Annotated in this window: 22 protein-coding genes and 1 tRNA gene; 9 read left to right on the plus strand and 14 right to left on the minus strand. The window is 66.9% G+C overall.

Features of this window, described 5'->3' with window-relative positions; genetic code table 11:
• Nucleotides 1–128 precede the first annotated feature (128 nt).
• Nucleotides 129–1025: an integrase core domain-containing protein gene (locus tag Q1V87_RS13340; protein ID WP_229382213.1), complete on the minus strand. Its 897-nt coding sequence runs from the start codon at nt 1023–1025 to the stop codon at nt 129–131.
• 50 nt (nt 1026–1075) lie between these two features.
• A complete protein-coding gene (locus tag Q1V87_RS13345; protein WP_195692783.1) occupies nt 1076–1393 on the minus strand; it encodes a helix-turn-helix domain-containing protein in 318 nt (105 codons plus the stop codon).
• Nucleotides 1394–1521: 128 nt separating this feature from the next.
• On the opposite strand from Q1V87_RS13345, the gene Q1V87_RS13350 reads away from it, so the two are divergent.
• A complete protein-coding gene (locus tag Q1V87_RS13350) occupies nt 1522–2307 on the plus strand; it encodes a siderophore-interacting protein (RefSeq protein WP_300593808.1) in 786 nt (261 codons plus the stop codon).
• 40 nt (nt 2308–2347) lie between these two features.
• Here Q1V87_RS13350 and Q1V87_RS13355 read toward each other — a convergent pair whose 3' ends face one another.
• The 4 genes from Q1V87_RS13355 to Q1V87_RS13370 are packed head-to-tail and all read right to left on the minus strand — an operon-like array spanning nt 2348 to nt 7690.
• Entirely contained in the window at nt 2348–2740 is a 393-nt protein-coding gene (locus Q1V87_RS13355; RefSeq protein ID WP_300593811.1) for a VOC family protein, read from the minus strand.
• A 45-nt stretch (nt 2741–2785) separates the two neighbouring features.
• Nucleotides 2786–6409 carry a transcription-repair coupling factor gene (gene mfd / locus Q1V87_RS13360; protein ID WP_300593814.1) on the minus strand — a complete coding sequence of 1208 codons (3624 nt, stop codon included), beginning with the start codon at nt 6407–6409 and terminating at the stop codon, nt 2786–2788.
• 35 nt (nt 6410–6444) lie between these two features.
• Nucleotides 6445–7029, minus strand: a complete 585-nt coding sequence (pth, locus tag Q1V87_RS13365) for an aminoacyl-tRNA hydrolase (RefSeq protein ID WP_300593817.1) — start codon at nt 7027–7029, stop codon at nt 6445–6447.
• A gap of 34 nt (nt 7030–7063) precedes the next feature.
• Nucleotides 7064–7690, minus strand: a complete 627-nt coding sequence (locus Q1V87_RS13370) for a 50S ribosomal protein L25/general stress protein Ctc (RefSeq protein WP_300593820.1) — start codon at nt 7688–7690, stop codon at nt 7064–7066.
• A 242-nt stretch (nt 7691–7932) separates the two neighbouring features.
• Here Q1V87_RS13370 and Q1V87_RS13375 point away from each other — a divergent pair, with 242 nt between their 5' ends.
• Entirely contained in the window at nt 7933–8058 is a 126-nt protein-coding gene (locus Q1V87_RS13375) for a hypothetical protein (RefSeq protein WP_292736217.1), read from the plus strand.
• A 59-nt stretch (nt 8059–8117) separates the two neighbouring features.
• Nucleotides 8118–9593 carry an NADP-dependent phosphogluconate dehydrogenase gene (gndA, locus tag Q1V87_RS13380; protein WP_300593825.1) on the plus strand — a complete coding sequence of 492 codons (1476 nt, stop codon included), beginning with the start codon at nt 8118–8120 and terminating at the stop codon, nt 9591–9593.
• 68 nt (nt 9594–9661) lie between these two features.
• Here the strand turns inward: gndA and Q1V87_RS13385 are convergent, their stop codons facing one another.
• Both Q1V87_RS13385 and Q1V87_RS13390 read right to left on the minus strand, forming a co-directional pair.
• Nucleotides 9662–10375, minus strand: coding sequence for an ABC transporter ATP-binding protein (locus Q1V87_RS13385; protein WP_300593860.1), 714 nt, complete (start codon nt 10373–10375; stop codon nt 9662–9664).
• Nucleotides 10376–10448: 73 nt separating this feature from the next.
• Entirely contained in the window at nt 10449–11906 is a 1458-nt protein-coding gene (locus tag Q1V87_RS13390; protein WP_300593828.1) for an ABC transporter permease, read from the minus strand.
• A gap of 191 nt (nt 11907–12097) precedes the next feature.
• Here Q1V87_RS13390 and Q1V87_RS13395 point away from each other — a divergent pair, with 191 nt between their 5' ends.
• Together Q1V87_RS13395 and Q1V87_RS13400 are read left to right on the plus strand one after the other, a co-directional pair.
• On the plus strand, nt 12098–12829 hold the full coding sequence (locus Q1V87_RS13395) for a response regulator transcription factor (RefSeq protein ID WP_300593831.1): 732 nt from the start codon (nt 12098–12100) through the stop codon (nt 12827–12829).
• Entirely contained in the window at nt 12826–14361 is a 1536-nt protein-coding gene (locus tag Q1V87_RS13400) for an ATP-binding protein (RefSeq protein ID WP_300593834.1), read from the plus strand. The genes Q1V87_RS13395 and Q1V87_RS13400 overlap by 4 nt, the downstream gene beginning before the upstream one ends.
• On the opposite strand, the gene Q1V87_RS13405 is transcribed toward Q1V87_RS13400, so the two are convergent.
• The 6 genes from Q1V87_RS13405 to Q1V87_RS13430 form a co-directional block, all read right to left on the minus strand.
• Complete coding sequence (locus Q1V87_RS13405; RefSeq protein WP_300593837.1) at nt 14355–15929, minus strand: flavodoxin reductase; 1575 nt, start codon at nt 15927–15929, stop codon at nt 14355–14357. The genes Q1V87_RS13400 and Q1V87_RS13405 overlap by 7 nt on opposite strands.
• Entirely contained in the window at nt 15926–16825 is a 900-nt protein-coding gene (locus tag Q1V87_RS13410) for an FAD:protein FMN transferase (protein ID WP_300593863.1), read from the minus strand. The genes Q1V87_RS13405 and Q1V87_RS13410 overlap by 4 nt, the downstream gene beginning before the upstream one ends.
• Before the next feature lie 13 nt (nt 16826–16838).
• Nucleotides 16839–17303: an FMN-binding protein gene (locus Q1V87_RS13415; protein WP_300593839.1), complete on the minus strand. Its 465-nt coding sequence runs from the start codon at nt 17301–17303 to the stop codon at nt 16839–16841.
• Between the two features lie 92 nt (nt 17304–17395).
• On the minus strand, nt 17396–18430 hold the full coding sequence (locus Q1V87_RS13420; RefSeq protein WP_300593842.1) for a ribose-phosphate diphosphokinase: 1035 nt from the start codon (nt 18428–18430) through the stop codon (nt 17396–17398).
• Entirely contained in the window at nt 18405–19871 is a 1467-nt protein-coding gene (glmU, locus tag Q1V87_RS13425) for a bifunctional UDP-N-acetylglucosamine diphosphorylase/glucosamine-1-phosphate N-acetyltransferase GlmU (protein WP_300593845.1), read from the minus strand. The genes Q1V87_RS13420 and glmU overlap by 26 nt, the downstream gene beginning before the upstream one ends.
• Nucleotide 19872: 1 nt before the next feature.
• Nucleotides 19873–19944, minus strand: a tRNA-Gln gene (locus Q1V87_RS13430).
• 84 nt (nt 19945–20028) lie between these two features.
• On the opposite strand from Q1V87_RS13430, the gene Q1V87_RS13435 reads away from it, so the two are divergent.
• The 4 genes from Q1V87_RS13435 to Q1V87_RS13450 all read left to right on the plus strand — a co-directional run.
• Complete coding sequence (locus tag Q1V87_RS13435; RefSeq protein WP_300593848.1) at nt 20029–20526, plus strand: MarR family transcriptional regulator; 498 nt, start codon at nt 20029–20031, stop codon at nt 20524–20526.
• Complete coding sequence (locus Q1V87_RS13440; RefSeq protein ID WP_300593851.1) at nt 20523–21044, plus strand: hypothetical protein; 522 nt, start codon at nt 20523–20525, stop codon at nt 21042–21044. The genes Q1V87_RS13435 and Q1V87_RS13440 overlap by 4 nt, the downstream gene beginning before the upstream one ends.
• Nucleotides 21045–21098: 54 nt before the next feature.
• Nucleotides 21099–22415: a GNAT family N-acetyltransferase gene (locus Q1V87_RS13445; RefSeq protein WP_300593854.1), complete on the plus strand. Its 1317-nt coding sequence runs from the start codon at nt 21099–21101 to the stop codon at nt 22413–22415.
• A gap of 39 nt (nt 22416–22454) precedes the next feature.
• The coding region (locus Q1V87_RS13450) for an ATP-binding cassette domain-containing protein (RefSeq protein ID WP_300593857.1) at nt 22455–23322 on the plus strand (868 nt) is incomplete at its 3' end.

Raw genomic sequence — 23322 nt, forward strand, 5'->3', positions numbered from 1 at the left:
GCCGTCACCCTCTACGAAGCCACCCTCGCCGGACACTTCACGATCGCGAAGGAGCAGGTCGAGGCCGAAGCCTGGCGCAGCTACCTCGGCCCGGCAGGTGCCGCCACCGTCCTCAAACCTGTCCCGCGTCAAGTATTTGGCAGGATTTCTTCTCTTTCGAAGTTGGGGATGGTGGGGTCGGCAAGGCCCAGGTGCACGTCCATCGGCCGGTTCCAGGCGATCGCCTCGTGAGGACGGATCTCGTTGTATTCGATCCGGTAGTCCTCAGCGCGTTCGACGAGCGTCATCGCGTCGGGGATCTCGTCGAGGAACAGCCGCTCGTACTTCAGCGTCCCGAACCCGCGTTCGCGTGACCCGTTCTGCCCGGGCGATTTCACCCGAGTGCGGACGTGCCGCAGCTCGGGGTGACGCAAGATGAACAACTCGAAGTTCATCGACCGGAACGGGCCACCATTGTCAGTCACGAGGGTCACGACCGGCAGCAGCTCGCCGGTCTCCGGGTCGACCTGACACTGATCGACGAGGGGGTGCCCGAACATGCGCTCGTAGTCGGTCAGGGCGAGCTCGACGGCGGCGATCGCGTCATGCTGGTTCGCCGTGGGCGAGGTATGGAAGGGGTGCTCGACCTTGGAGAACCAATCCCGGCACCCCGCGATCCGCCACGTCCCACCCTGGGTGGTCTCGAACTCGCTGAAGTCCAGCTGCCACACCTGGTTCGGGCCCGTCGGGTTCCTCGCGAACGCCGCCTTACGGTCTCTCGCGAGCTCACGGCGCTGCTTCTGATACTCCGACGGCAGGATCAGCCCGTCATCGCGCAGCAGGCGCAGCACGGTCGCCTGCGACACCCGGTGCCCGTCGTGGCGGGTCATCGCCCAGATCTTCCGATGACCCCACGCCGGATGCGCCAGCGCGTGCTTGGTCGCGAGCGGCCTGGCCGCGTCCCGCGCGGGCTGCGGCCACGGACCCTTCGGCGGGCGATCCGCTCTCGCTTTGGCCTGCCAGCGGCGATACGAACGCTCGGGCACGCCCGTCAGCTTGCAGAACCTCGACGTCGGCATGCCCGCCTCCAAACGGATCACCTCGAGGTCCTCGAAGGGCCCAGCCGGCCCTCCGCGCTCTTCTTCCACACCCGGATCTCGACCGCCGCCTCACCGAGGGCCTGCGTCAACTCCGCGACCTCATCCTCGAGCTGCTGCTCCCGGGTCGAGGGTTTGGACTTGCCCGCCTCGATGCCGGCCTTGCCGCCCTCGAGGAACTGGCGCTTCCAGTTCCCGATCGCTTGCTCGGACACCTTCTCGCGGCGGGCGGCTTCGGCGATCGTGATCTCGCCTTGCAACACGGACAACACGATGCGGAGCTTCTTCTCTACCGGGATCGTCGGGGGACGACTCATGCTTCAGACCTCTCAGCTGGGGCGTTGCATCAGCAACTAACTACCCCTGCCAAACATTCTGACGCGCGACAAACCGACTCAGCAGAGCGCAGCCCTGGAATGCTCTGCGCGCGGCTACGGTGGGGGGGATGGCACTCTCCTCCCGAACCACAACCCGTGCGCCCCGTCCGACGATCGAGTTCACCGTGCTCGAGACGACGTGGCTGAACCCGCACCTGGTACGCGTCCGCCTCGGCGGGTCCGGTTTCACTCAGTTCCAGAACCGGCCCGAAACCGACAAGTACGTGAAGCTGAAGTTCACGACTCCCGAGCCCGAGTCACTCCCGGTGACGAGAACCTACACGGTGCGCCGTGTCGACCATGCCGCGCAGGCGATCGACGTCGACTTCGTCATACACGGCGACGAGGGACTCGCGGGTCCCTGGGCAGCGACGGTGAAGCCTGGCGCGACGATCAGTCTCATGGGGCCTGGCGGTGGCTACTCCCCCGATCCGGACGCCGACTGGCACCTGTTCGCGGGTGACATGTCGGCAGTTCCCGCCATCGCGGCCGCACTCGAAGCCCTCCCCGTGCACGCGGTGGGCGCGGCGATCATCGAAGTCGACACCGAGGCGGACATCCTCGACCTCGAACACCCCGCGGGCGTCGAGCTGGTCTGGATCACCAACCCCGATCACGCGGTATCGGCTCTGGCCGACGCCGTCCGGACGATCCACTGGCGTGAGGGACGCGTTCACGTCTTCGCTCACGGCGAGCGCGAAGCGATGAAAGAACTGCGGCGCGTGTTCTTCGAGGAGCACACCCTCGAGCGCGGACAGGTGTCCCTGTCGGGCTACTGGGCGCGCGGCCGTACCGAAGACCGGTTCCAAGCCGAGAAGCGCGAGCCGATCGGCCAGATCCTCCCGCCCGCCTAGTCCTGGGCTACGAGCAGAGGCCCACAGGAGGCGTCTGCGATTACGACCTGTCCGCAACGATCTCGGCCTTGAATCCGGCAGAGTTCTCGAGCCATCCGGCGTAGTGATCCGACCCTCCCGCATGGGGGTATCGGTCGTGGTAGAGCGGACGCCACCCGTGCTGCTCGGCGTGTGCCATGATCGCGTCAACGCGGCCGGGTGCACCGCCCTTGAAGGCAAGATGATTGACGCCGGGAGCCCTTCGATCATGGGATCCCCCGGAGACGTTCGGCGAGGTCGTCAAAGTCAGGTATGCGCCTCCTGCGGCCCAGGACTCGCCTCCTGGCCACTCGCTCTGTCGCGTGAAGCCGAGCTCATCCAGAAGCCAGCCCCACTCAGCGCGATCCTGCGTCAGGTCTGCGACCCACAGCTCGACATGATGAAACCCCGCCACGAACTCCAGTCTCTCAACTCCATGGTCTACGAGAGCTGCCGCCGCTCAGTCCTGGGATGCCGGGGCGGCGATGTCAGCGGCGACGGGCTCGGGCCAGAGCTGCCCGAGGAGGGTGTCGACCCACGCGATGAGGTCGGCATCCGCCACCGCTTCGCCGCCCACCCGCGGCAGCGGCACGACGACAGCCTCACCACCGGCGAGGAGCTTGGCCGAGGGATACAGCCGCTGCAGGCGTACGCGCATCGAATCCGCCAGCCGTGCCGGGGCAATCCGCAGATTCGGGCCCATCGCGACGACATCCGTCAACCCGGCACGCGCGGCACGACGACGCAGTCGCGCCATCGCCAGCAGCCCGGCGACGTCCACGGGCGGCTCGCCGTAGCGGTCGGTGAGCTCCTCGACGACGGCGTCGATCGCGTCATCCTTGGCGGTCGCGGATGCCGCGGCCGAGAGCTTCTGGTAAGCCTCGAGCCGGAGCCGCTCGCTGTCGATGTAGTCCTCGGGAATCCGCGCCTGCACGGGCAGTTCGAGCCGCAACTCGGCCGGACCCTCGACGTCCTCGCCACGGAAGGTCGCGACGGCCTCACCGATCATCCGCAGATACAGGTCGAACCCGACCCCGGCGATATGCCCGGCCTGCTCGGCGCCGAGGAGGTTTCCAGCACCGCGCAGTTCGAGGTCCTTCAGGGCGACCTGCATGCCGCTGCCGAGATCGTTGTTCACCGCGATCGTCTCGAGACGGTCGGCAGCGGTCTCTGAGAGCGGCTTCGCGTCGTCATAGAGGAAGTACGCGTACGCGCGCTCGCGGCCACGCCCCACGCGGCCGCGAAGCTGATGCAGCTGCGAGAGTCCGTACTTATCGGCCCGGTCGATGATGATCGTGTTGGCGTTGGCGATATCGAGGCCCGTCTCGATGATCGTTGTCGAGACGAGCACATCGGCCTTACGTTCCCAGAAGTCATCGACGACCTGCTCGAGCTGGTGCTCGCCCATCTGGCCGTGAGCAACCACGACCCGAGCCTCGGGCACGAGCTCTGCCAGCTCGCTCGCTACGCGCTGGATGGAACTCACGCGGTTATGGACGTAGAAGACCTGACCCTCGCGCAGCAGCTCCCGACGAATCGCAGCTGCGATCTGCTTGTCATTGCGGGCGCCGACATAGGTGAGGATCGGATGCCTGTCTTCGGGCGGTGTCTGCAGCGTCGACATCTCGCGGATGCCTGTCACCGCCATCTCGAGCGTTCGAGGAATGGGGGTAGCGCTCATCGCCAGGATGTCGACATTGGTCTTGAGCTTCTTCAGAGCATCCTTATGCTCGACGCCAAAGCGCTGCTCCTCATCGATGATCATGAGACCGAGGTCCTTGAAGATCACCTTCTCGGTCAAGATCCGGTGCGTGCCGATCACCATGTCGACGGTGCCGTCGGTGAGGCCCGCAAGAGTCTCCCTCGCCTCCTTGTCGGTCTGGAATCGCGAGAGCGCCTTGACCTTCACGGGGAAACCGGCGAAGCGCTCCGTGAAGGTCTCGAGATGCTGCTTGACCAACAGGGTCGTCGGCACGAGCATCGCGACCTGCTTGCCGTCCTGGATCGCCTTGAACGCGGCGCGTACAGCGACCTCGGTCTTGCCGAAGCCGACGTCTCCCGACAGCAGTCGGTCCATGGGGATGGGCCGCTCCATGTCGGCCTTGATCTCGTCGATCGTCTGTAGCTGATCCATCGTCTCGGCGAACGGGAATGCTTCTTCCAGCTCACGCTGCCACGGGGTATCAGGGCCGAAGGCGTGTCCCTTGGCGGCCATCCGCGCGGAATACAGCTTGACCAGCTCGACGGCGATGTCGCGTACCGCCTTGCGTGCCCGCCCCTTTGCCTGCGCCCAGTCGCTGCCGCCCATCTTCGAGAGGGCCGGCGCCTCACCGCCGACGTAGCGCGACAGAAGGTCGAGCTGATCGGTCGGCACCATGAGCTTGTCGCCGGGGTACCCGCGCTTGGACGGTGCGTACTCGAGCACGACGTATTCGCGCACGCTCTTGACCGGGTTCCGACCGCCCGACGACACCTCGCGCTTCGCAAGTTCGACGAACCGCCCGATCCCGTGCGTGGCGTGCACGACGTGATCACCGGGCGTCAGCTGGAGAGGATCGACGACATTCCGGCGCTTGGACGCGAGCTTCTTGACGACCCGACTGTCGCCACCGATCGTGCGCCCGTAGAACTCGGACTCCGTCAGCACCGCAAGGCGTGCGTCCTCGAGTTCGAAACCGCGCTCGAGCTGGGCCACCGCGAGCAAGACGCGGCCAGGCTCGGGCGCGGCATCCGCATCATCCACGATGACCGCGGCGATCTCACGGTCGGCGAGCACGTCGCGGGCGCGTTCGACCAGTCCCGTGCCGGATGCCGTGACGACAACGCTCCAGCCCGCGGCAACGCGTTCGCCGACATAGGCGGTGGCCCCGTCGACGTTGCCGTGGAAGGACGGCACCGATCGGGCGGGAATCCGCACCGGTGCATCACCGAGCACGTCGTCGAGGTCATCTGCAAGCAGCCCCTCGGCTGCCGCATCGGCAGCTCCCGAATCGAAGGGACTCAGCGTCCACCACACGCCGGAGCGATCGTGAACCGTCTCCCGCAACTGGGCAATCGTCAGAAAGTCGCCCCCTCCGAGATCGACCGGCGTGCTCGCACCCGCCGTCGCTGCGCTCCACGCGGCTTCCAGGAACTCATGGTTGGTCTCAGCGAGGGTCCGTGCCCGCGTACGGGACCGCTCGGGATCCACGAGGGCAACGGCGGATCCTTCGGGCAAATAGTCGACGAGGGTCGCCATCTGCGGCACGAGCGCCGGCGTCAACGATTCCATGCCCTCGGCAGGAATCCCCTCAGCCATCTTCTCGAGCATCCCGTGCAGGCCCGCGAACTCGCCGGCCAGCTGGCGTGCACGAGCGCGAACGTCGGCGGTGAGCAAGAGCTCGCGACCAGGAAGGAGGTCGACGGCTTCGACCGCGCCGGGCAGAGAACGCTGATCAGCAACCGAGAACGTGCGGATCTGGTCGACCTCGTCGCCGAAGAACTCGACACGATACGGATGGTCGGCCACGGTGGGGAACACATCCAGGATCCCGCCGCGCACCGCGAACTCGCCGCGGCGCGAAACCATGTCGACGCGGTGGTAGGCGAGTTCAACCAGGCGCTCGACGATCACCGCAAGATCGTGCCCGCGTTCACCGGCACGCAGCCGCACCGGTTCGACCTCGGCAAGCCCCGCCGCGAGCGGCTGCAGCGCCGCGCGGACTGATGCCACGACAACGACCGGCTCTGCACCAGAAGAGGCTGCGACGCGCGCGAGTGTCTCCAGCCGCCGTCCAACCGTCTCAGGACTAGGGCTGAGCCGCTCGTGAGGCAGAGTCTCCCACGCAGGGAAGGGCAGCACCGCCGCGTCGGGAAGAAGTGCTCGCAGCGCCGGGATCAGAGACTCAACGCGGCGGCCGGTCGGAGCGATCGCCAGCAACACAGGCGGCTTACCTGTGTCCCGGCGGCGACGAACGAGAGCGCTCAGCAGCGGGGCATCGAGGCCGTCGACCACCGAGACGTCGGCATCCACGGCAGCCGCCGCAACCACATCCCGGAAATGCTCGGAGCGGTCGAGGGCGCGCGAGATCCCGGGAAAAGCCACCGGATGATTCTAGGCCGCCCGCCAGCCTTCCCGGATCAGGGGCGAGGCGCGTGGTGCACCTGTTGAGCCGCGAGCAGACCCTCATCAACGAGTCGCTCGACAGCATCGGCTGCATCCGAGACAGCGAGAGCAAGTTCCTCCCGGGCAGAAGCAGGGAACTGCTGCAACACCCAGTCCGCCGGATCCTGTCGGCCGGGCGGTCGACCGATCCCCACGCGCACCCGCGGGAAGTCCGGGGTACCCAGGGCCTTCGCGACATCCCGCACCCCGTTGTGACCGCCGTGCCCGCCGCCGATCTTGAGCCGCACGGCGTCGAAGGGGATGTCGAGCTCGTCGTGCACGACGACCACACGCTCGGGGGGGATCCCGTAGAACTGCACGAGTCCCGCGACGGGTCCCCCCGAGACGTTCATAAAGGTGTTCAGTTTGGCGAGCACGAGCTTCGGTCCGCCCGGACGCAGCCACGCTTCGGCGACGCGAGCGTTTGCCTTGTGGGAGCGAAAACCCTGTCCACGCCGACGAGCGAGTTCATCGACGACGAGCTGCCCGATGTTGTGCCGGGTGCGCTCGTACTGTGGACCGGGGTTGCCCAGGCCCACGATGAGCCATGCGTCGCTCACGGCAGCGCCCCTCCGGCTCGTTCAGCCCGCCGGATTACTCCGAGTCGGTCGCAGCGTCCTCGGCAGCGTCGCCGGCGTCAGCGCCAGCCTCGCCGTCCGCGGCAGACTCATCAGCAGCTGCAGCGGCAGGAACCGAGATGGCAACGACAAGCACCTCGGGGTCGGTGACCAGCACCGCACCCTGCGGAAGGGCCAGTTCGCCAGCGGTGATACGGGCACCCTCTTCGAGGCCCTCGACGTCGACCTCGACGTGCTGCGGGATGTCGGTGGCCGCGACGGCGAGGGAAATGCTCGTGGCGTCCTGGTTGACGATCGTGCCCGAGAAGGACTCGCCGACGACGAGGACCGGAACGTCGACCTGGACCTTCTCACCCTTGTTGATGACGACGAGGTCGATGTGCTCGATGATCTGGTGCACCGGGTCCCTCTGCACGTCCTTGACCAGCGCGAGCTGCGGCTTGCCAGCGATGTCGAGCTCGATCAGCGCGTTTGCGTGGCGCACGAGCAGCAGCATCTGGTGACCGGGCAGCGCCACGTGGACGGGGTCAGTGCCGTGGCCGTACAGCACGGCAGGAATCTTGCCTGCAGCACGCAGGCGGCGGGCGAAACCCTTACCGAAGTTCTCACGAATCTCGGCGTGGACGATGGTCTGTTCGGACATGTGCTCTCTCCTTGGGCGGACACCGGGATGTGTTCTCAGCCCGGACGTAGCGGGACTCGACTCGAACGCGAGCGCGTGAGGAACCCGTGAGGCCGCACACCCTCGTCGATAACGGATGCTTACTGCGGCGCGCTGGGCGCCAGCGAGCATCCCTCGCCGAAGTACAGTCCGCAAGTCTACCAGCGGCCCCGGTACGATGGTGACGGGCCGCGACGGGCCCGCTTTCCCGAGAGCAAGGACGAATGATGGACGCCCAGGTCACCTCGAACATTCTCGTCGCCGTGATCGGCATCCTCACCCTCGGCACCCTCGTCGGTGTCGTTGCGGCCTTCTGGTCGATGGGCCGCTCGGCATACCGCAAGGAGTAAGCCGCGACGTTCCCTTAGGCTGACTGCGGCAACCACCCGCAGACGCCCAGGGAGTGAACGTGACGGATCAGGCAGCGACGAGCACCGCGACAGCGAACATCGGAGTCGTGGGGCTCGCGGTCATGGGGTCCAACCTCGCCCGAAACCTCGCCAGCCGCGAGGGCAACACCGTCGCGATCTACAACCGCAGCGCTGAGAAGACCGAGCACCTCGTCGCGGAGCATCCCGAAGCGGGCTTCGTCGCCACCTTCTCGTACGAGCAGTTCGCTGCCTCGCTCACCGCACCCCGCACCGCGATCATCATGGTCAAGGCCGGTGCCGGCACGGATGCCGTCATCGACGAGCTTCTGCGCGTCTTCGAGCCCGGCGACATCATCGTCGACGGCGGGAACGCCCTGTTCACCGACACCATCCGTCGCGAGAAGGCTGTGCGTGAGACCGGAATCAACTTCGTCGGCATGGGCGTATCCGGTGGCGAGGAAGGGGCCCTCCTCGGACCCTCGCTGATGCCCGGTGGATCAGATGAGTCGTGGATCACACTCGGCCCCATCCTGAAGAGCATCGCCGCGGTCGCCGAGGGCGAGCCGTGCGTCACCCACATCGGCCACGACGGCGCCGGCCACTTCGTCAAGATGGTGCACAACGGCATCGAGTACGCCGACATGCAGGTGATCGCCGAGGCCTACGACATCATCCGTCACGCGACCGGGTACTCCCCCGCACAGATCGCCGACGTGTTCGCCGAGTGGAACCGCGGCGAACTCGAGTCGTACCTGATCGAGATCACCGCAGAGGTGCTGCGCCAGGTCGACAGCGAGACCAACCTGCCGCTCGTCGACATCGTCCTCGACCAGGCCGGGGCGAAGGGCACGGGAGGGTGGACGGCCCAGACCGCCATCGATCTCGGCGTTCCGGCATCCGGCATCGCCGAGGCCGTTTTCGCCCGCTCTCTCTCGTCGCACCCCGAGCAGCGGGCCACCGCCGGCGTTCTGCCCGGACCCGACACAAGCGACGGGGTCGCGCTCATGGACGAGCCCGAGGAGTTCATCGAGCAGGTCCGTCGCGCCCTCTACGCATCCAAGATCGTGGCGTACTCGCAGGGTTTCGACATCATCCGCGCTGGCGCTGCGCACTACGGCTGGAACATCGACCTCGGCCGGGTGGCTGCGATCTGGCGGGGCGGCTGCATCATCCGGGCGCGGTTCCTGAACCGCATCACCGAGGCGTACGCCGAGGCCCCGGATCTGCCGGTCTTGATGACCGCCCCGTTCTTCGTGGATGCCCTCACCGGCGCTCAGAACGCGTGGCGGAACATCGTCGCACTGTCGGCAGCGGCGGGCATCCCCGCGCCGGTGTTCTCGTCTTCGCTCGCCTATTACGACGGGCTGCGGGCCGGGCGACTGCCGGCTGCCCTCATCCAGGGTCAGCGTGATTTCTTCGGTGCGCACACGTACAAGCGCATCGACCGCGCGGGCACGTTCCACACGCTGTGGTCGGGCGACCGCAGCGAGATCGAAGCCGTCGACACCCACTGACCTCACCCGACGCCGAAGGGCCGTGACCGGCTCAGCCTCGGTCACGGCCCTTCGTTCACGCAGAACCGTCAGATCTCGCGGACGCTCCCCTTCTCGAGGCGCAGGCGCCGATGAGCGCGACGGGCGACTGCCGAGTCGTGGGTCACCACGATGAGGGTCAGTCCGTCCCGATTGAGCCCCTCGAGCAGCTCCAGGATCTCGTCGCGCATGTGCTCATCGAGGTTTCCCGTCGGCTCGTCCGCCAAGAGCACCCGCGGGCGCTTGGCGATCGCGCGGGCGATCGCGACGCGCTGCTGCTGCCCACCCGAGAGTTCCCCCGGCAGATGGTCGGCGCGTTCGGCCAGACCCACCTGGGCAAGAGCCTCGGTGACCCGACTGCGGCGATCGGCGCCGGTCAGACCCAGCGGCTCCAGCCCCATGTCCACGTTCTCGTGCGCGGTGAGGGTGGGGATCAGGTTGAATCCCTGGAACACGAAGCCCACTTCGGTGGCCCGGACTCGTCCGAGCTTCGCATTCGAGGCTTTCGCCAGATCGACATCCCCGAGCTTGACGACACCCGAGCTCGGACGGTCGAGTGCACCCAGCATCTGCAGGAGGGTGGACTTTCCCCCGCCCGTCGGGCCCTGGATGGTGACGAACTCGCCCTCGCGGATCTCAAGATCGACGCCCGCGAGGGCACGGATCTTGCGGTTCTTCTGCTGGTACTCACGGATGACCGCCTGCAAGGCATAGATCGGCGAGGGTGTGGCTCCTTCGACTGATGCCGTGGCGGGGTGTGCCATGCTCATGGGGTTCTCCTGTTCGGTCGTGACGGTTTCGTTCGTGACGGTGTTCATGTGCTTGGCGTTCATGCGCCTAGCCCACTGACCGCAGCGCTTCGGCGGGACTCAGCCGGGCTGCACGCCAGCCACCGAAGGCGCCGGCGATCAGGCCTCCGGCGATGGCGATGCCGACCGCCGCAGCGACCACCCAGAGGGTGACGGGCGCGTGAAGAACGACATCCGTCGCCGTTTGCTGCGCCATCCCTCCGAAGCCTCCGCCCATCGGACCGCCTCCTTGGCCGGATCCGCCCTGACCGGTGGTCGAGGACGTCGAGGAGATCGTCGGCGAGATCAGGTTGATGATCCCGATCCCCGCAAGTCCGACAGCCAAGCCGATCGCGCCACCGATCAAGCCCTGGATCACCGATTCACCGGCTACCTGGCCGACGACGCGGCCGTTGGACCATCCGATTGCCTTGAGAGTGCCGAACTCCCGCGTGCGCCGTGTCACGCCCGAGATCGTGAAGAGCACCGCCAGCGCCAGCGCAACGGCGAGCACGAGGATCGACAGCCACGTTCCGAGGTTGGTGATCAGCGACGAGGCGCTCGACAGGGACGACGAGACGGTCGATGCTAGATCGGACTGGGAGCTGACGGTGACGTCCGCGACGCTGCCCTCGATTTCTGCCTGGACCGCCTCGATCTGGTCGGCCGAGGTCGCCTGGACGTAGACCGTCGATACGACGTCCTCGAGACCAGCCAATGACTGTGCGACGTCGAGCGGGATGTACACGTTGGCCGCAGTGTCGGCATCGCTGGATGTCGAGGTGATGATCCCGACGACCTCGACGTCAGAGCCGCCCACATTGATGGTGTCGCCAACCGCGATCTCGTTCGTGGTCGCGTAGGTCGCGTCGACGACCGCCACCAAGGCTCCCGCGTCTGAAGCGTCGAGCGCACGACCCTCAGATACCTCGACCGCCGACAGCGGTCCGACCGCGGTGTCCTCGGGGTCGATCCCGAGGACGGTGAACGAGTTGAGATCGAAGGCGCTGCCCCCGGCGCCGTCGGGACCGCCCGACGGCGGCTCGCCGCCTGCTTCGCCCTGGCCCCCCTGCTGCATCTGTGACCTGTCGGGCATCTCACCGCTGAACGTGATGTTCGTGAGCGATAGCGCGCCAGATGCTGCAGCAACCCCGTGGAGGGATGCGACGCTCTCGATTGTCGAGGCATCCAGTGTGCCCCGCATGAAGTCTGCGGTCAGCCGCGACTGCGACACCGAGGTCGTGCCGTCGGTGGTTTCGCCGGCCTCGCTGTCGAACTCGAAGCGCTGGCCACCGCCCTCGCCCGGCTCTGCGGCGGCCCCCGTGACCGTCAGGTCGGTGCCGACGCCGTACACGGACTCGAGCGCTTGCGCTTGCGCGTCGCGCACTCCCGCAGAGAGGGAGTTGACGACGATGACGAGAGCGATCGCGACGGCGAGGCCCACCGCCACGATGATCGTCTGCTTCTTGCGTCCCGCGAGTTCGCGTCGCAAATAGGTCCAATACATGGGTCTCCTTCAGCTCCTGATTGCAGCCATCGGCACGACGGTAGGGACGGCGCTGATGAGCCCTAAAAGGGATCGCTATGGCGAACCTATGGATCACGCTCCTCACGAGAAGGAGCAGGGAGCGCGATTTTCACAGACGGCGCATAACTTCCTCCATAGGAAACCCATAGCTGGAGCATCACAATGAGTCCATGACATCTCCGGCCCCCGCCCTGCGCCGACCCGACGGCGCGGCTGTCCGCATCCTCGTCGTCGATGACGAGCAGATGCTCACCGACCTGCTCTCGATGGCTCTGCGCATGGAGGGCTGGGATGTTCGCACCGCGGCATCCGGATTCGAAGCTCTGCAGGCCGTCCGAGACTTCGAACCCGACGCGATGGTGCTCGACATCATGATGCCTGACCTCGACGGAATGGCAGTGCTGCATCGGCTGCGACAGTCCGGGAACGACGTGCCGGTGCTGTTCCTGACAGCGAAGGATGCCGTCGCCGACCGGGTCGCGGGACTCACCGCAGGCGGCGACGACTACGTGACGAAGCCGTTCAGTCTCGAGGAGGTCGTCGCACGACTTCGCGGTCTCATGCGCCGCGCCGGAACGGCGACGCAGAGCGAGGACGAGCCGATCCTGCGCGTTGCCGATCTGTCTCTGAACGAAGACAGCCACGAAGTCGAGCGCGGCGGCGACGAGATCGAGCTGACGGCAACGGAGTTCGAACTTCTGCGTTACCTGATGCGCAACCAGCGCCGCGTCGTGTCGAAGGCGCAGATCCTGGACCGCGTCTGGAACTACGACTTCGGCGGCAGGTCCAGCGTCGTGGAGCTCTACATCTCCTACCTGCGCAAGAAGATCGATCAGGGCAAGGAGCCGCTCATCCATACCGTGCGTGGCGTCGGCTACATGATCAAGGCGCCAACACAGTGAGTGATTCTCACCGGGGCGGGTGGCGACCGTGGGGCCTGGAGGGGCGCCTGGTCGTCACGATCGTCGCGGTCGTGGCGCTGATCTTCGCGACGGTCAGCATCGCCACGGGAGCGATCCTCGGCTCGATTCTGCAGTCGAACCTCGACAACGAGGTCACCGAGGCCACCGCGAAGGCGCTGAGAACCGTCCACGATGCGCCCCAGGTTGCCGCGGGCACCGAGGATGCCGCCGCGCTCCTAGCGTCCGGGCCGTTCGAGCCGGGCTTTCTGATGGTCATCGAGTCAGCCTTCGGATCCGTCACGGGCGGGTATATCGATGCGGCCGGAACCGTGACCACGCTCGAGGACTCTCAGGTCGACCAGATCGTGCAGCAGCTGATCCAACCGGGCGAGGGTGGCCCCGTCCGCGAGATCACCATCGACGGCGTCGGCACCTACCGAATGGTCGCGCTCGGTGGCGGTAGCTTCGCGATCGCCTCAGGGCTTCCGGTCAGCCAGGTGACGGCGACGCTCGCGCAGATCGCAACGACCGTCGCCCTGCTGACAGCGGGGGGTCTTGTGCTTCTGGGGCTCGCTGTCACGGTCATCGTGCGGCGGAGTCTGCGGCCACTTCGCGTGGTAGCCGACACCGCCGAGCGCGTCGCGAGTGTCCCCATGGCCGAGGGCGAGGTCTCGATTGCTGATCGCGTCCCGGCATCCGAAACCGATGAACGGACCGAGATCGGTCGAGTCGGTCACGCGCTGAACACGCTCCTGGATCACGTCGACGCATCGCTGGAAGCCCGCCAGCGCAACGAAGAGCGGATGCGACGGTTCGTCGCCGACGCGAGCCATGAGCTGCGCACACCTCTCGCCTCGATCCGCGGCTACTCGGAACTGTCGCTTCGCGACCCCGAGCTGAGCGAGACCACCGAGTCGGCCCTGTCGAGGATTCAGGCGCAGTCGCTGCGGATGACCCGGCTCGTGGAGGACCTCCTGCTTCTCGCACGACTCGACGAGGGCCAAGAGCTCGTCTACGGGGTCGTGGATCTCACGCAGCTGGCCGTTGAAGCGCTCGGCGATGCGCAAGTCGCAGGTCCCGAACACGTCTGGCTGCTCGAGGTCGACGAGGAGCCGGTGACAGTGCCCGGCGACTCCGCCCGGCTGCAGCAGGTGGTCGTGAACATGCTCGCAAACGCGCGGACCCATACGCCCGCGGGAACCGAGGTCACCCTCTCAGTCGGCCGCGAGAACTCGCCCACCGAGGGCGGCACAAAGACGGATGCCGCGGTGATCCGTGTCCACGACAACGGGCCGGGGATCGAGCCCGCCATCGCCGACGAACTGTTCGAGAGGTTCTCGCGCGCCGACAGATCACGCGCCCGGCAAACCGGTGGAACCGGGCTCGGTCTCTCGATTGCGCGTGCGATCGTGCATGCGCATCACGGCGAGATCACGGTGGAGAGCAGGCCCGGAGACACCACCTTCACGGTGCGACTTCCGCTTCCGACACACGCCGACCGGAGTGACCCTGCGACGGGTGCGGTTCAGTAGCCGCTGAAAGCGTCGGTGGTGACCGACTTCGCCCGCTCGAGAGCCGGTGCGAGGTCAGCAATCAGTCGGGGTGGACCCGAAATCGCAGCATGCCGGGCATGCAGGTCGGGCACGACATCCAGGAGTCCCGCGGCATCCAGGCGCACTCCGCGCGCCCACTGCCAGTTCGCGGGCAGCGGGCCCGGGTCATCACGCGTGAAGATGACCACGGGCACCCCGGATGCCGCGATGTCGTCACGGAAGGCGAGCTCGGCAGCCTCGGAGGCGACGTATACCAGAACGATGTCACGGCTCTGCCCGCTCGCGTGAAGATGGCGCAGCTGCGACACGAACGGCGTGACGCCGATTCCCGCGGCGACCATGAGGAGGGGGGCCTCAGCCCGGTTCGGCATCACGAAGTCGCCCCAGATTCCGGTAACAGCCAGGGATGCGCCGGCGTCGACCTCCGCGAGCGCGCGCTTGTAGGAGCTGGGCGCAGGGCCGCCGGAGCCCTCCGGGTACTCCCGGAAGGCGATACGGATCGCGGGAAGATCCTCCGGGGCGGAGGCGATGCTGAACTCGCGGCGCGTACCGCGCGCGTCAGGCCTGCGGTGCGGCACGTCGAGCTCGAGGTACTGCCCGGGAAGGAAGGTGATGCGACGTTTGGCAGTGAACGTCAGCATGCGCACCGTCGGTGTAATCATCTCGCGCGACTCAAGAGTCAGCCGGACAGCAGCACGCACCGAGAACGCGAAGGCAACGAGGTTACCCACCAACAGGGCGCGCTCTTGGCCGAGGGTGATCTCACCGAGCGAGATCGGCCAACCGGCAAGAACGCCGACGACACCCGCGACGAGGAACTGCTGCCAGCGCCGGGGCGGGAGGGTGAGCGGCTCGGACAGCATGAACACACCGAGGAACAGGAACGGCGAGGACCACAACAGCGACCAGAAGATCGTCAGCGGATCGACCGCGAGACCCGCCGTCTGGTACTGGATCGTCGTGCGCACGAAGCCGACTGCGACGGCGATCAGCAGGAACACGAGGACCACGCGGATCTTCTCGGTGCGCCACAGCACCGCCAGACCAAGAACGACGACGGGGGCCGCAAGCACCGGCGTTCCTACCCACCACGCCGACGCACCGAGCGCCGGAATCCAGATGCTCACGATCGTGAGGACCGCAGCGCCGACCGCTGCCGGGTTGAAGATGTGGCGGCCGCGCCAGGCCAACAGGTACTTGGATGCGCCTGCCACGGCACCTGCCAGCGCGACGCCCGCCAACGCGACCGGATCCAGTGTGGGTCGCAGGACGAACAGCAAGATGAAGGCCGTGATCACCGAGGACTCGAGCCGGAGCGATTGCCCGATGATCCGGTGCGCGACGATATCAACGACACCGCACGCGACGGCTAGCACCGCAAGGGTGGCGAGCAACTCCAGCGGGCTGGGAGCGACCAGACCGAAGAACGAGACTCCGAACGCGACGACGGTCAGGGCAAGGAGTGCCAGGAAGACCATGCGATACATCGAGACCCTGCCGAGCACCGCGAACACACGATTCCACCCTGCGGTCAACCATCCGATCATGTGAACAACTCTGCCCTACACCGCTCCGTCCCGAACCCGGGAGACCATTCGACACGTCCAGCCGTCGTCATCCGCACCCACTCGACGCCCCACCGGCGCGCGAGTTGCGCGCCGCCATCGAAGAACAGCGCGGTAGCCGCTGCGTCAGCCATCATTGCCATCGGGGCAACCGCCCAGGTCGCTGCGACGGCTCGAACAGGCATGCCGGTGCGAGCGTCGAGGACGTGGTGCAGACCGTCGCCCCACGCACGCCGGTTGGTCGCCGAAGCGCAGAGCGCAGCATCCGCGAGGTCGACGACGCCGATGATCCGCGTCGGGTCATACGGATGCTCGAGTCCGATCCGTTCACGCACCCCCGAGCAGCGGATGTCGCCGCCTGCATCGACAGTGAGGGAGCCCGGCCAGGCATCCTCGAGATACTCAAGGACGAGATCGACGAGGCGACCCTTTCCGATCGCGCCGACATCGATGAGAGCCGGTTGCGAGACCGTCAGAGCGCCCGCTCCGGTTGAGAGGACTCGACGCCAGTCGCGCGGGGCGCTGATGGGGTCCCCCGGGCGCAGCGAGTACGACGTGTCGTACCCGAGGGCTTCGAGCGATACCCCCACGAGCGGGTTCACCGCCCCATCCGTTGCCGCGCCGAGGTCCGCGTACACCGCGAACATCGCTTCCGCGTCAGTGGGAAGCGGGCGGGAGCCGCCCGAAGCCAGAGCCCTGACGGTTGAGTCCCCGCGGAACCGAGACCACTCCCGATCGAAATCGTCGATCAGTCTGAGCACGGCGGCGCGTTCTGTCTCGGTGAGGGGCTTGCCGGTGTCAATCGTCCACTGCGTGCCGATCGCCTCGAACCGCCAACCCCGTGCTGACTCTCCCGTGACGCGGGCCTCGTCGCTCATCACGTCGACAAGGTCAGGCGGCAGCCTCGGATTTGATGAGTTCGACCGCCTGCATGAACCCGCCGCTGGTCAGCGAGGATCCCGACACGCGGCTGACCGAGACGTCGTCAAGGCTCTTGCCCACGACCTCGTCGCTGATCCCGCCGATGAACTGGGACTGGTACTGCTCGGACTCGCGCGCCTGCGGGTCACCCGTGACTTCGACATCCGTCACGATGTCGTCGGCGATCGTCAGCGTCACCGTGACCGTTTCCACCGACTCAGGCGTCGCGTAAGACCCCTCCGCCGTGTACGTCCCGTCGGCGTAGCCGCCGGGCGAGCTCGATCCCGAGCCCGCATCGGCTGTTCCGGCATCCGTTTGCGTGGAGCCGGTGTCGGCTGCCGTGCTGGCTGCGCCGCAGCCGGCAAGGCTCAGAGCCCCGGCGACACCGACGAGGGCGACACCGACGCGAACGGGGCGGGAGGGGGTGCGAATCATGAGCAGTCCTTCCTGGGGATCGTCTCTGCCATGTTCGCTTTCATGCCTATGCATAGGCTTTGAGGCGGCGACGAAAGCGTAAGGATGTCTGCTCAGGCCGCGCCGTCGAACATGCTGGTGACCGAGCCATCCTCGAACACTTCGCGGATCGCGCGCGCCAGCAGCGGTGCGATCGGAAGCACGGTGAGGGAGTCCCAGCGCTTGCGGTCGGGAATCGGAATCGTATCGGTCACGACGACCTCGTCGATCGACGCATCCTGAAGCCGCTCGCTGGCCGGATCACTGAACACGGCGTGGGTGGCCGCGACGATGACGCGCTCGGCGCCGTTCTTCTTCAGAGCCTGCGCCGCCTTGACGATCGTGCCGCCGGTGTCGATCATGTCGTCGACGAGGAGGCAGACGCGGCCGTCGACCTGACCGACGATCTCGCTGACCGTGACCTGGTTCGCCACATTCGGGTCGCGCCGCTTGTGGATGATCGCGAGCGGCGCACCGAGGCTGTCCGACCACGTGTCGGCGACGCGGACGCGGCCGGTATCCGGCGAGACCACCGTCAGCTTGGCGCGGTCCTCGGGCGAGAGGTTCTCTTCGAAGTACTCCAAGAGCACCGGCTTGGCGAAGAGGTGGTCAACAGGACCGTCGAAGAATCCCTGGATCTGCGCGGCGTGCAGATCGACGCTCATGACGCGGTCGGCGCCCGCTGTCTTGACCAGGTCGGCAACGAGGCGAGCACTGATCGGCTCACGCCCGCGCCCTTTCTTGTCCTGCCGGGAGTACGGGAAGTAGGGCGCGACAACGGTGATCCGCTTCGCGGATGCCCGCTTGGCGGCATCCAGCATGATCAGCAGCTCCATCATCCATTCGTTCACGGGCGGACCGAAGGACTGAATGAGGAACAGGTCGCAGCCTCGGATCGAGACCTCGAAGCGGGTCAGGATCTCGCCGGAAGCAAACGTTCGGTACTCGGTCGGAACGAGATTCGTGCCGAGCGCTGTAGCGACGTCATCGGCAAGGCTCGGGTGCGAGCGGCCGGATGCAACAACCAGGCGCTTCTTGGTCTTGGCGACCAGTCCGGGAGCGATACCGCTATCCCTGTCGAGATCAACCGTCTTGTTCTTGCTCGCCATCGTCCGCTTCCTGTGCGGACCGGGCCCGCGCGGCGACCTCGGCGGCGGCTGTTCCCGGTCTGTTGTTCTCGACCCACCCCTCGATGTTGCGCTGGGGGGCAACGCTCAGAGCCAGCGCACCGGGAGGGACATCCTTGCGGATGACGGCACCGGCGCCGGTCTTCGCACCGTCTCCGATCCTAACGGGCGCGACAAAGACGTTGTGCGACCCGGAGTGGACCTCGTCGCCGATCTCGGTGCGATGTTTGGCGAGATCGTCGTAGTTGGCGGTGATTGCTCCGGCGCCCAGGTTGACGCCGCGCCCGATCGTGGTGTCGCCGATGTAGGACAGGTGCGGAACCTTGCTGCGCTCACCGATCGTGGAGTTCTTGATCTCGACGAACGTGCCGACCTTGCTCTGCGCGTCCAGGGTCGCGCCGGGGCGAAGATACGCGAACGGACCCACCGTTGCGCCTCGTCCGATAACAGCAAGCGTCGCGTCGGTGCGGGTGACCGTCGCGTTCTCTCCCACCTCGCAGTCAACGAGTGAGGTGTCAGGGCCGATCGTCGCCCCGCGCTCGACGGTCGTGGCGCGCAGGACGTACGTGTTCGGCAGCACCGTGACGTCAGGGGCAAGGGTGGCCGTCACATCGATCCAGGTCGTCGCTGGGTCGAGGATCGTCGCGCCTTCAAGCTGCCAGCGACGCACGGTTCGTGCGTTGAGTGTGCGCGCAGCCTCCGACAGCTGTACTCGGTCGTTCACGCCGAGCGCATCCTGTGCCGCAGGGGCCTCGGATGCCGCAACGATCTCACCGGCTCCGCGGAGGATCCCGATGACATCAGTGAGGTACTTCTCGCCCTGGGCGTTGGCCGTACCGACCGAGGCAAGGCTCGCCCGCAACTGCGCGGCGCGGAACACATAAATGCCGGTGTTGATCTCGCGCACCGAGAGTTCGTCGGGTGACGCATCCTTCTGCTCGACGATGCGTTCGACAGCACCGTCGGCGCCGCGGATGACGCGACCGTAGCCCGTGGCGTCATCGAGCGTCGCGCACAGGAGCGTTGCACATGCCGCCGCGGCACGATGGCGGGCGAGCAACCCCTCGACGACGCTGACCTCAACGAGGGGCACGTCGCCGCTGAGCACCAGCACGTCCCCGTCGAAGCCGTCGAGTGCCGCGAGGGCCAGCTCCACGGCACGGCCGGTGCCGGGAATCTCGTCCTGGTCGACCACGTCGACTCCCGGGAGCAGGCCAGTGACGGCATCCGCGACAAGATCCCGCTCGTGACGGACCACGACGACAGCGCGCGTCGGGGCCAGTGCCGAGGCAGTACGCAGCACATGGCCGATCAGCGGAAGACCACCGATCTGGTGCAGGACCTTAGGCGTGGCGGACTTCATCCGGGTCCCCTGGCCTGCCGCCAGAATGATGACGGCGACGGGGGTTGGGTTCTCAGCCATGCTCCGCCGCCAGGACTCGAACCTAGACTTCACAGCTCCAAAGGCTGTCGTGCTGCCATTACACCACGGCGGACCGGCGCGTAACGCGGCCGCGTTCCAGTCTGCCAGAGGACGCGTCGCCCGGGAGAATGGCCGCGGCAGTCGAGATAATGGCTCAGTGCCCGCTGAATCCGACGAAGTCGACCGTATCGTCGGTGCCTGGAGCGCCCAACGACCCGACTTGGACTTCTCGCCCCTCGAAGTGCTCTCGCGAGTCGACCGCCTTTCGCGCCACCTGGACCGGGCTCGGCGCGAAGCCTTCCGCCGCTCGGAGCTCGAGCCCTGGGAGTGGGATGTCTTGTCGGCACTGCGACGGGCGGGCGAGCCGTTCCAGCTGAGCCCGAAGCAGTTGCTGCAGCAGACACTCGTGTCCTCGGGCACGATGACCAACCGCATCGACAGGCTCGTGGGCCGGCGGCTCGTGCGCCGCGAGTCCGACCCGGGCGACGGGCGCGGCATCCTGGTGACACTCACCGAGGAGGGACGGACACGGGTGGATGCCGCGATCACGCGCCTCGTGGATGCCGAAGCAGTGCTCCTCGACAGCCTCTCCCGCGCCGACCGCGACCGCCTCGCAGCCCTGCTGCGCAAACTCTCCCTGGGATTCGACACATGACAGACACCGAACGAGCACCTGAGCCGATCGACGAACACCCCCGGTGGCACGCGTGGTTCGACGCGCGGTTCCGCTCCCCCGCAGCGATCTACGGCCTGATCGTGTTCTCAGCGCTGCTGATGATCAGCGCAGACCACGAGGATGACGTACCGACCGTGGTCCTTACGGCCTCGAGCACGCTCGTCATCTTCTTCATTGCGCACGTGTTCGCCCACACTCTCGCCGACCACGGCAAGCACCGCCTGCGCGTAGCGATCCGGTACGCGCTCTCGCACTCGGCTGGCATGCTCTGGGCGGCTGTCCTGCCGGCGATCGCCATGCTCATTGCCGGCGCGCAGGGCCAGCCCGCCGTCGACGCTGCCGACTACGCCGTGTGGGCCACCATGGCGGTGCTGGCGTTTCTGGGTTACATCGCCTTCTCGCGCACCGGCGCCCACTGGAGCATCCGGATCCTCGGCGCGATCGGCACTGCGTTCCTCGGTGTCTTCGTCGCGATCCTCGAGTACGCCTTCCACTGATTCCCCCGCGCTTCAGCGCCGAGCGGTGTCCTCCGCTCCGCGTAGCGTGGAGGTATGACGAGTGAGCATGTGCAGTCCTTCCACAACGCGCCCCTCGATAAGGCACTATCGGAGTCTCTCGCGCAGTACGGCCTGACGGTGGCCGTTGTCGACAGCGCCTCCCGAGTGCAGAACGATCCGTGGTTGTCTGCGGTTGCGCGCGGATTCCTCGAGGAGGAGCCGGGCGAGGTGCGCCGCGAGGCCTTCGTCGAACACACGGCTCACCGCCGCAAGCTTGGTGTCTACGACGCCAGCTCCCCGCAACCCGAGATTCCCGTCGCGACATTCGCATCGTGGCCGACCGAACTCACCGTCCCCGGCGGCACCGTCGCCGCCACCGCCATCAGCTCCGTGACCGTCGCTCCGACGCACCGGCGGCGTGGCATCCTTCGTTCGCTCATGGCTGGAGAGTTGCGCACCGCCGCTTCGCTCGGCCTGCCCGTTGCCGTACTGACCGTCAGCGAGTCGACGATCTACGGCAGGTTCGGGTTCGGTGCGGCAGCCGCGGTGGCGAACTGGGAGATCCGAGTGCGCCGGGCCGGGTGGATCGGGCCCGAGGAGCCGGGGCGCGTGGACTTCGTCTCTCGCGAACAGGCGCGGGAGGTAGCGGAAGCCCTCCACGAGCGGGTGCGCGTCTTATCGCCCGGTGAGATCTCGCTGCCGGGCGGACACCTCAATCGGTTCTTCGGCACGAGCCCCGATGCCGAGAAGGCGGAGCGCCTGCGCGCTATCCAGTACCGCTCGCCTGCGGGTGAGGTCGACGGCCTGGCGGTCTACCGGGTGGTCGAGAATCACGATGACTTCAGCGAATCCACGCTCGAGCTGTCGTGGCTGCTCGCCGCGACCGACGAGGCCTACGCGGGCCTCTGGCGCTTCCTGCTCGAGATGGATCTCATCGCGCTTCTGCGTGCGTCAGAACTTGGCCTCGACGAGCCGCTGTGGTGGATGATCGCAGACCAGCGGGCAGCGAAGATTACCGTCACCGACCACCAATACGTGCGCATCCTCGACGTGCCGGCGGCGCTCGCGAGTCGCCGCTTCGGCGCCGCCGACACGATCGCTCTCGAGGTGGACGATCCACTGGGGATCGCCGGGGGCACGTTCGTGCTGACGACGGATGCCGAGGGTCGCGCGTCAGTTGAGGCTGTCGATGCTTCTCCGGCCGAGCTTCCGTCGGTACGGCTCGGCGTGCGTGAGCTGTCGTCGCTGTTCCTCGGTGGCGTGTCAGCCGTGACGCTGGCGAGAGCCGGTCGCATCGTGACCGACGATCCGACCCGGATCGCCCGCGTCTTCCAGACCATCGAGGCTCCGCGCCTGAGCTTCTGGTACTGACGCACAGCCAAAGCTCACTCGGCGCCTAGCCTGGAGGGGATGGCACATCTTCTCGGCGCTGAGGCGCTGCACCTCGAGTTCCCCACGAAAGTGGTCTTCGACTCCGTCACGCTCGGCATCGCGGAGGGCGACCGGATCGGGATCGTCGGCCGCAACGGCGACGGCAAGTCGAGCCTGCTCGCCATGATCGCAGGCCGCCTGCAACCGGATGCCGGCAAGGTCACCGTCCGCGGCGGGACCCGCATCGGTGTCGTCGACCAACAGGACACCCTCGACGACGACCAGACGGTGGGACGAGCGATCGTCGGCGACCTCGACGAGCACGAGTGGGCAGGCGACGCCCGCATCCGTGACGTCCTTGCCGGGCTGGTCACGGATCTGGACTGGGATGCTCCCCTCTCGACGCTGTCGGGTGGTCAGCGCCGTCGCGTTGCCCTGGCCGCCGTGCTCATCGGCGACTGGGACATCCTGATCCTGGACGAACCGACCAACCACCTCGACGTCGAGGGGATCGCCTGGCTCGCCGCACATCTCAAGAAACGGTGGGCAGCGAACGCCGGGGCACTGCTCGTTGTGACACACGACCGGTGGTTCCTCGACGAGGTGTGCACTCTCACGTGGGAGGTGCACGACCGGATCGTCGAACCGTTCGAGGGAGGGTATGCGGCCTACATCCTGCAGCGCGTAGAACGCGATCGCCAGGCCGCCGCGATCGAGGCACGTCGACAGAATCTCGCGCGCAAGGAGCTCGCGTGGCTCCGGCGCGGAGCCCCGGCACGGACCTCGAAGCCGAAGGTCCGCATCGATGCGGCCAACGCGCTCATCGCCGACGTACCCGAGATCCGCAACGCCACCGAACTGCAGTCCCTGGCGGTCACGCGCCTTGGCAAAGACGTCGTCGATCTGC

The sequence above is a fragment of the Microbacterium sp. genome (assembly GCF_030149085.1).
Classification (GTDB): domain Bacteria; phylum Actinomycetota; class Actinomycetes; order Actinomycetales; family Microbacteriaceae; genus Microbacterium.

What these genes read in the sequence shown, in the direction of transcription:
- Q1V87_RS13345 (WP_195692783.1), bottom strand. Translation starts at nt 1,393, where the DNA reads ATGAGTCGTCCCCCGACGATCCCGGTAGAGAAGAAGCTCCGCATCGTG.
- Q1V87_RS13350 (WP_300593808.1), top strand. Translation starts at nt 1,522, where the DNA reads ATGGCACTCTCCTCCCGAACCACAACCCGTGCGCCCCGTCCGACGATC.
- Q1V87_RS13370 (WP_300593820.1), bottom strand. Translation starts at nt 7,690, where the DNA reads ATGTCCGAACAGACCATCGTCCACGCCGAGATTCGTGAGAACTTCGGT.
- Q1V87_RS13375 (WP_292736217.1), top strand. Translation starts at nt 7,933, where the DNA reads ATGATGGACGCCCAGGTCACCTCGAACATTCTCGTCGCCGTGATCGGC.
- Q1V87_RS13385 (WP_300593860.1), bottom strand. Translation starts at nt 10,375, where the DNA reads ATGGCACACCCCGCCACGGCATCAGTCGAAGGAGCCACACCCTCGCCG.
- Q1V87_RS13390 (WP_300593828.1), bottom strand. Translation starts at nt 11,906, where the DNA reads ATGTATTGGACCTATTTGCGACGCGAACTCGCGGGACGCAAGAAGCAG.
- Q1V87_RS13395 (WP_300593831.1), top strand. Translation starts at nt 12,098, where the DNA reads ATGACATCTCCGGCCCCCGCCCTGCGCCGACCCGACGGCGCGGCTGTC.
- Q1V87_RS13405 (WP_300593837.1), bottom strand. Translation starts at nt 15,929, where the DNA reads ATGATCGGATGGTTGACCGCAGGGTGGAATCGTGTGTTCGCGGTGCTC.
- Q1V87_RS13410 (WP_300593863.1), bottom strand. Translation starts at nt 16,825, where the DNA reads ATGAGCGACGAGGCCCGCGTCACGGGAGAGTCAGCACGGGGTTGGCGG.
- Q1V87_RS13415 (WP_300593839.1), bottom strand. Translation starts at nt 17,303, where the DNA reads ATGATTCGCACCCCCTCCCGCCCCGTTCGCGTCGGTGTCGCCCTCGTC.
- Q1V87_RS13420 (WP_300593842.1), bottom strand. Translation starts at nt 18,430, where the DNA reads ATGGCGAGCAAGAACAAGACGGTTGATCTCGACAGGGATAGCGGTATC.
- glmU (WP_300593845.1), bottom strand. Translation starts at nt 19,871, where the DNA reads ATGGCTGAGAACCCAACCCCCGTCGCCGTCATCATTCTGGCGGCAGGC.
- Q1V87_RS13440 (WP_300593851.1), top strand. Translation starts at nt 20,523, where the DNA reads ATGACAGACACCGAACGAGCACCTGAGCCGATCGACGAACACCCCCGG.
- Q1V87_RS13445 (WP_300593854.1), top strand. Translation starts at nt 21,099, where the DNA reads ATGACGAGTGAGCATGTGCAGTCCTTCCACAACGCGCCCCTCGATAAG.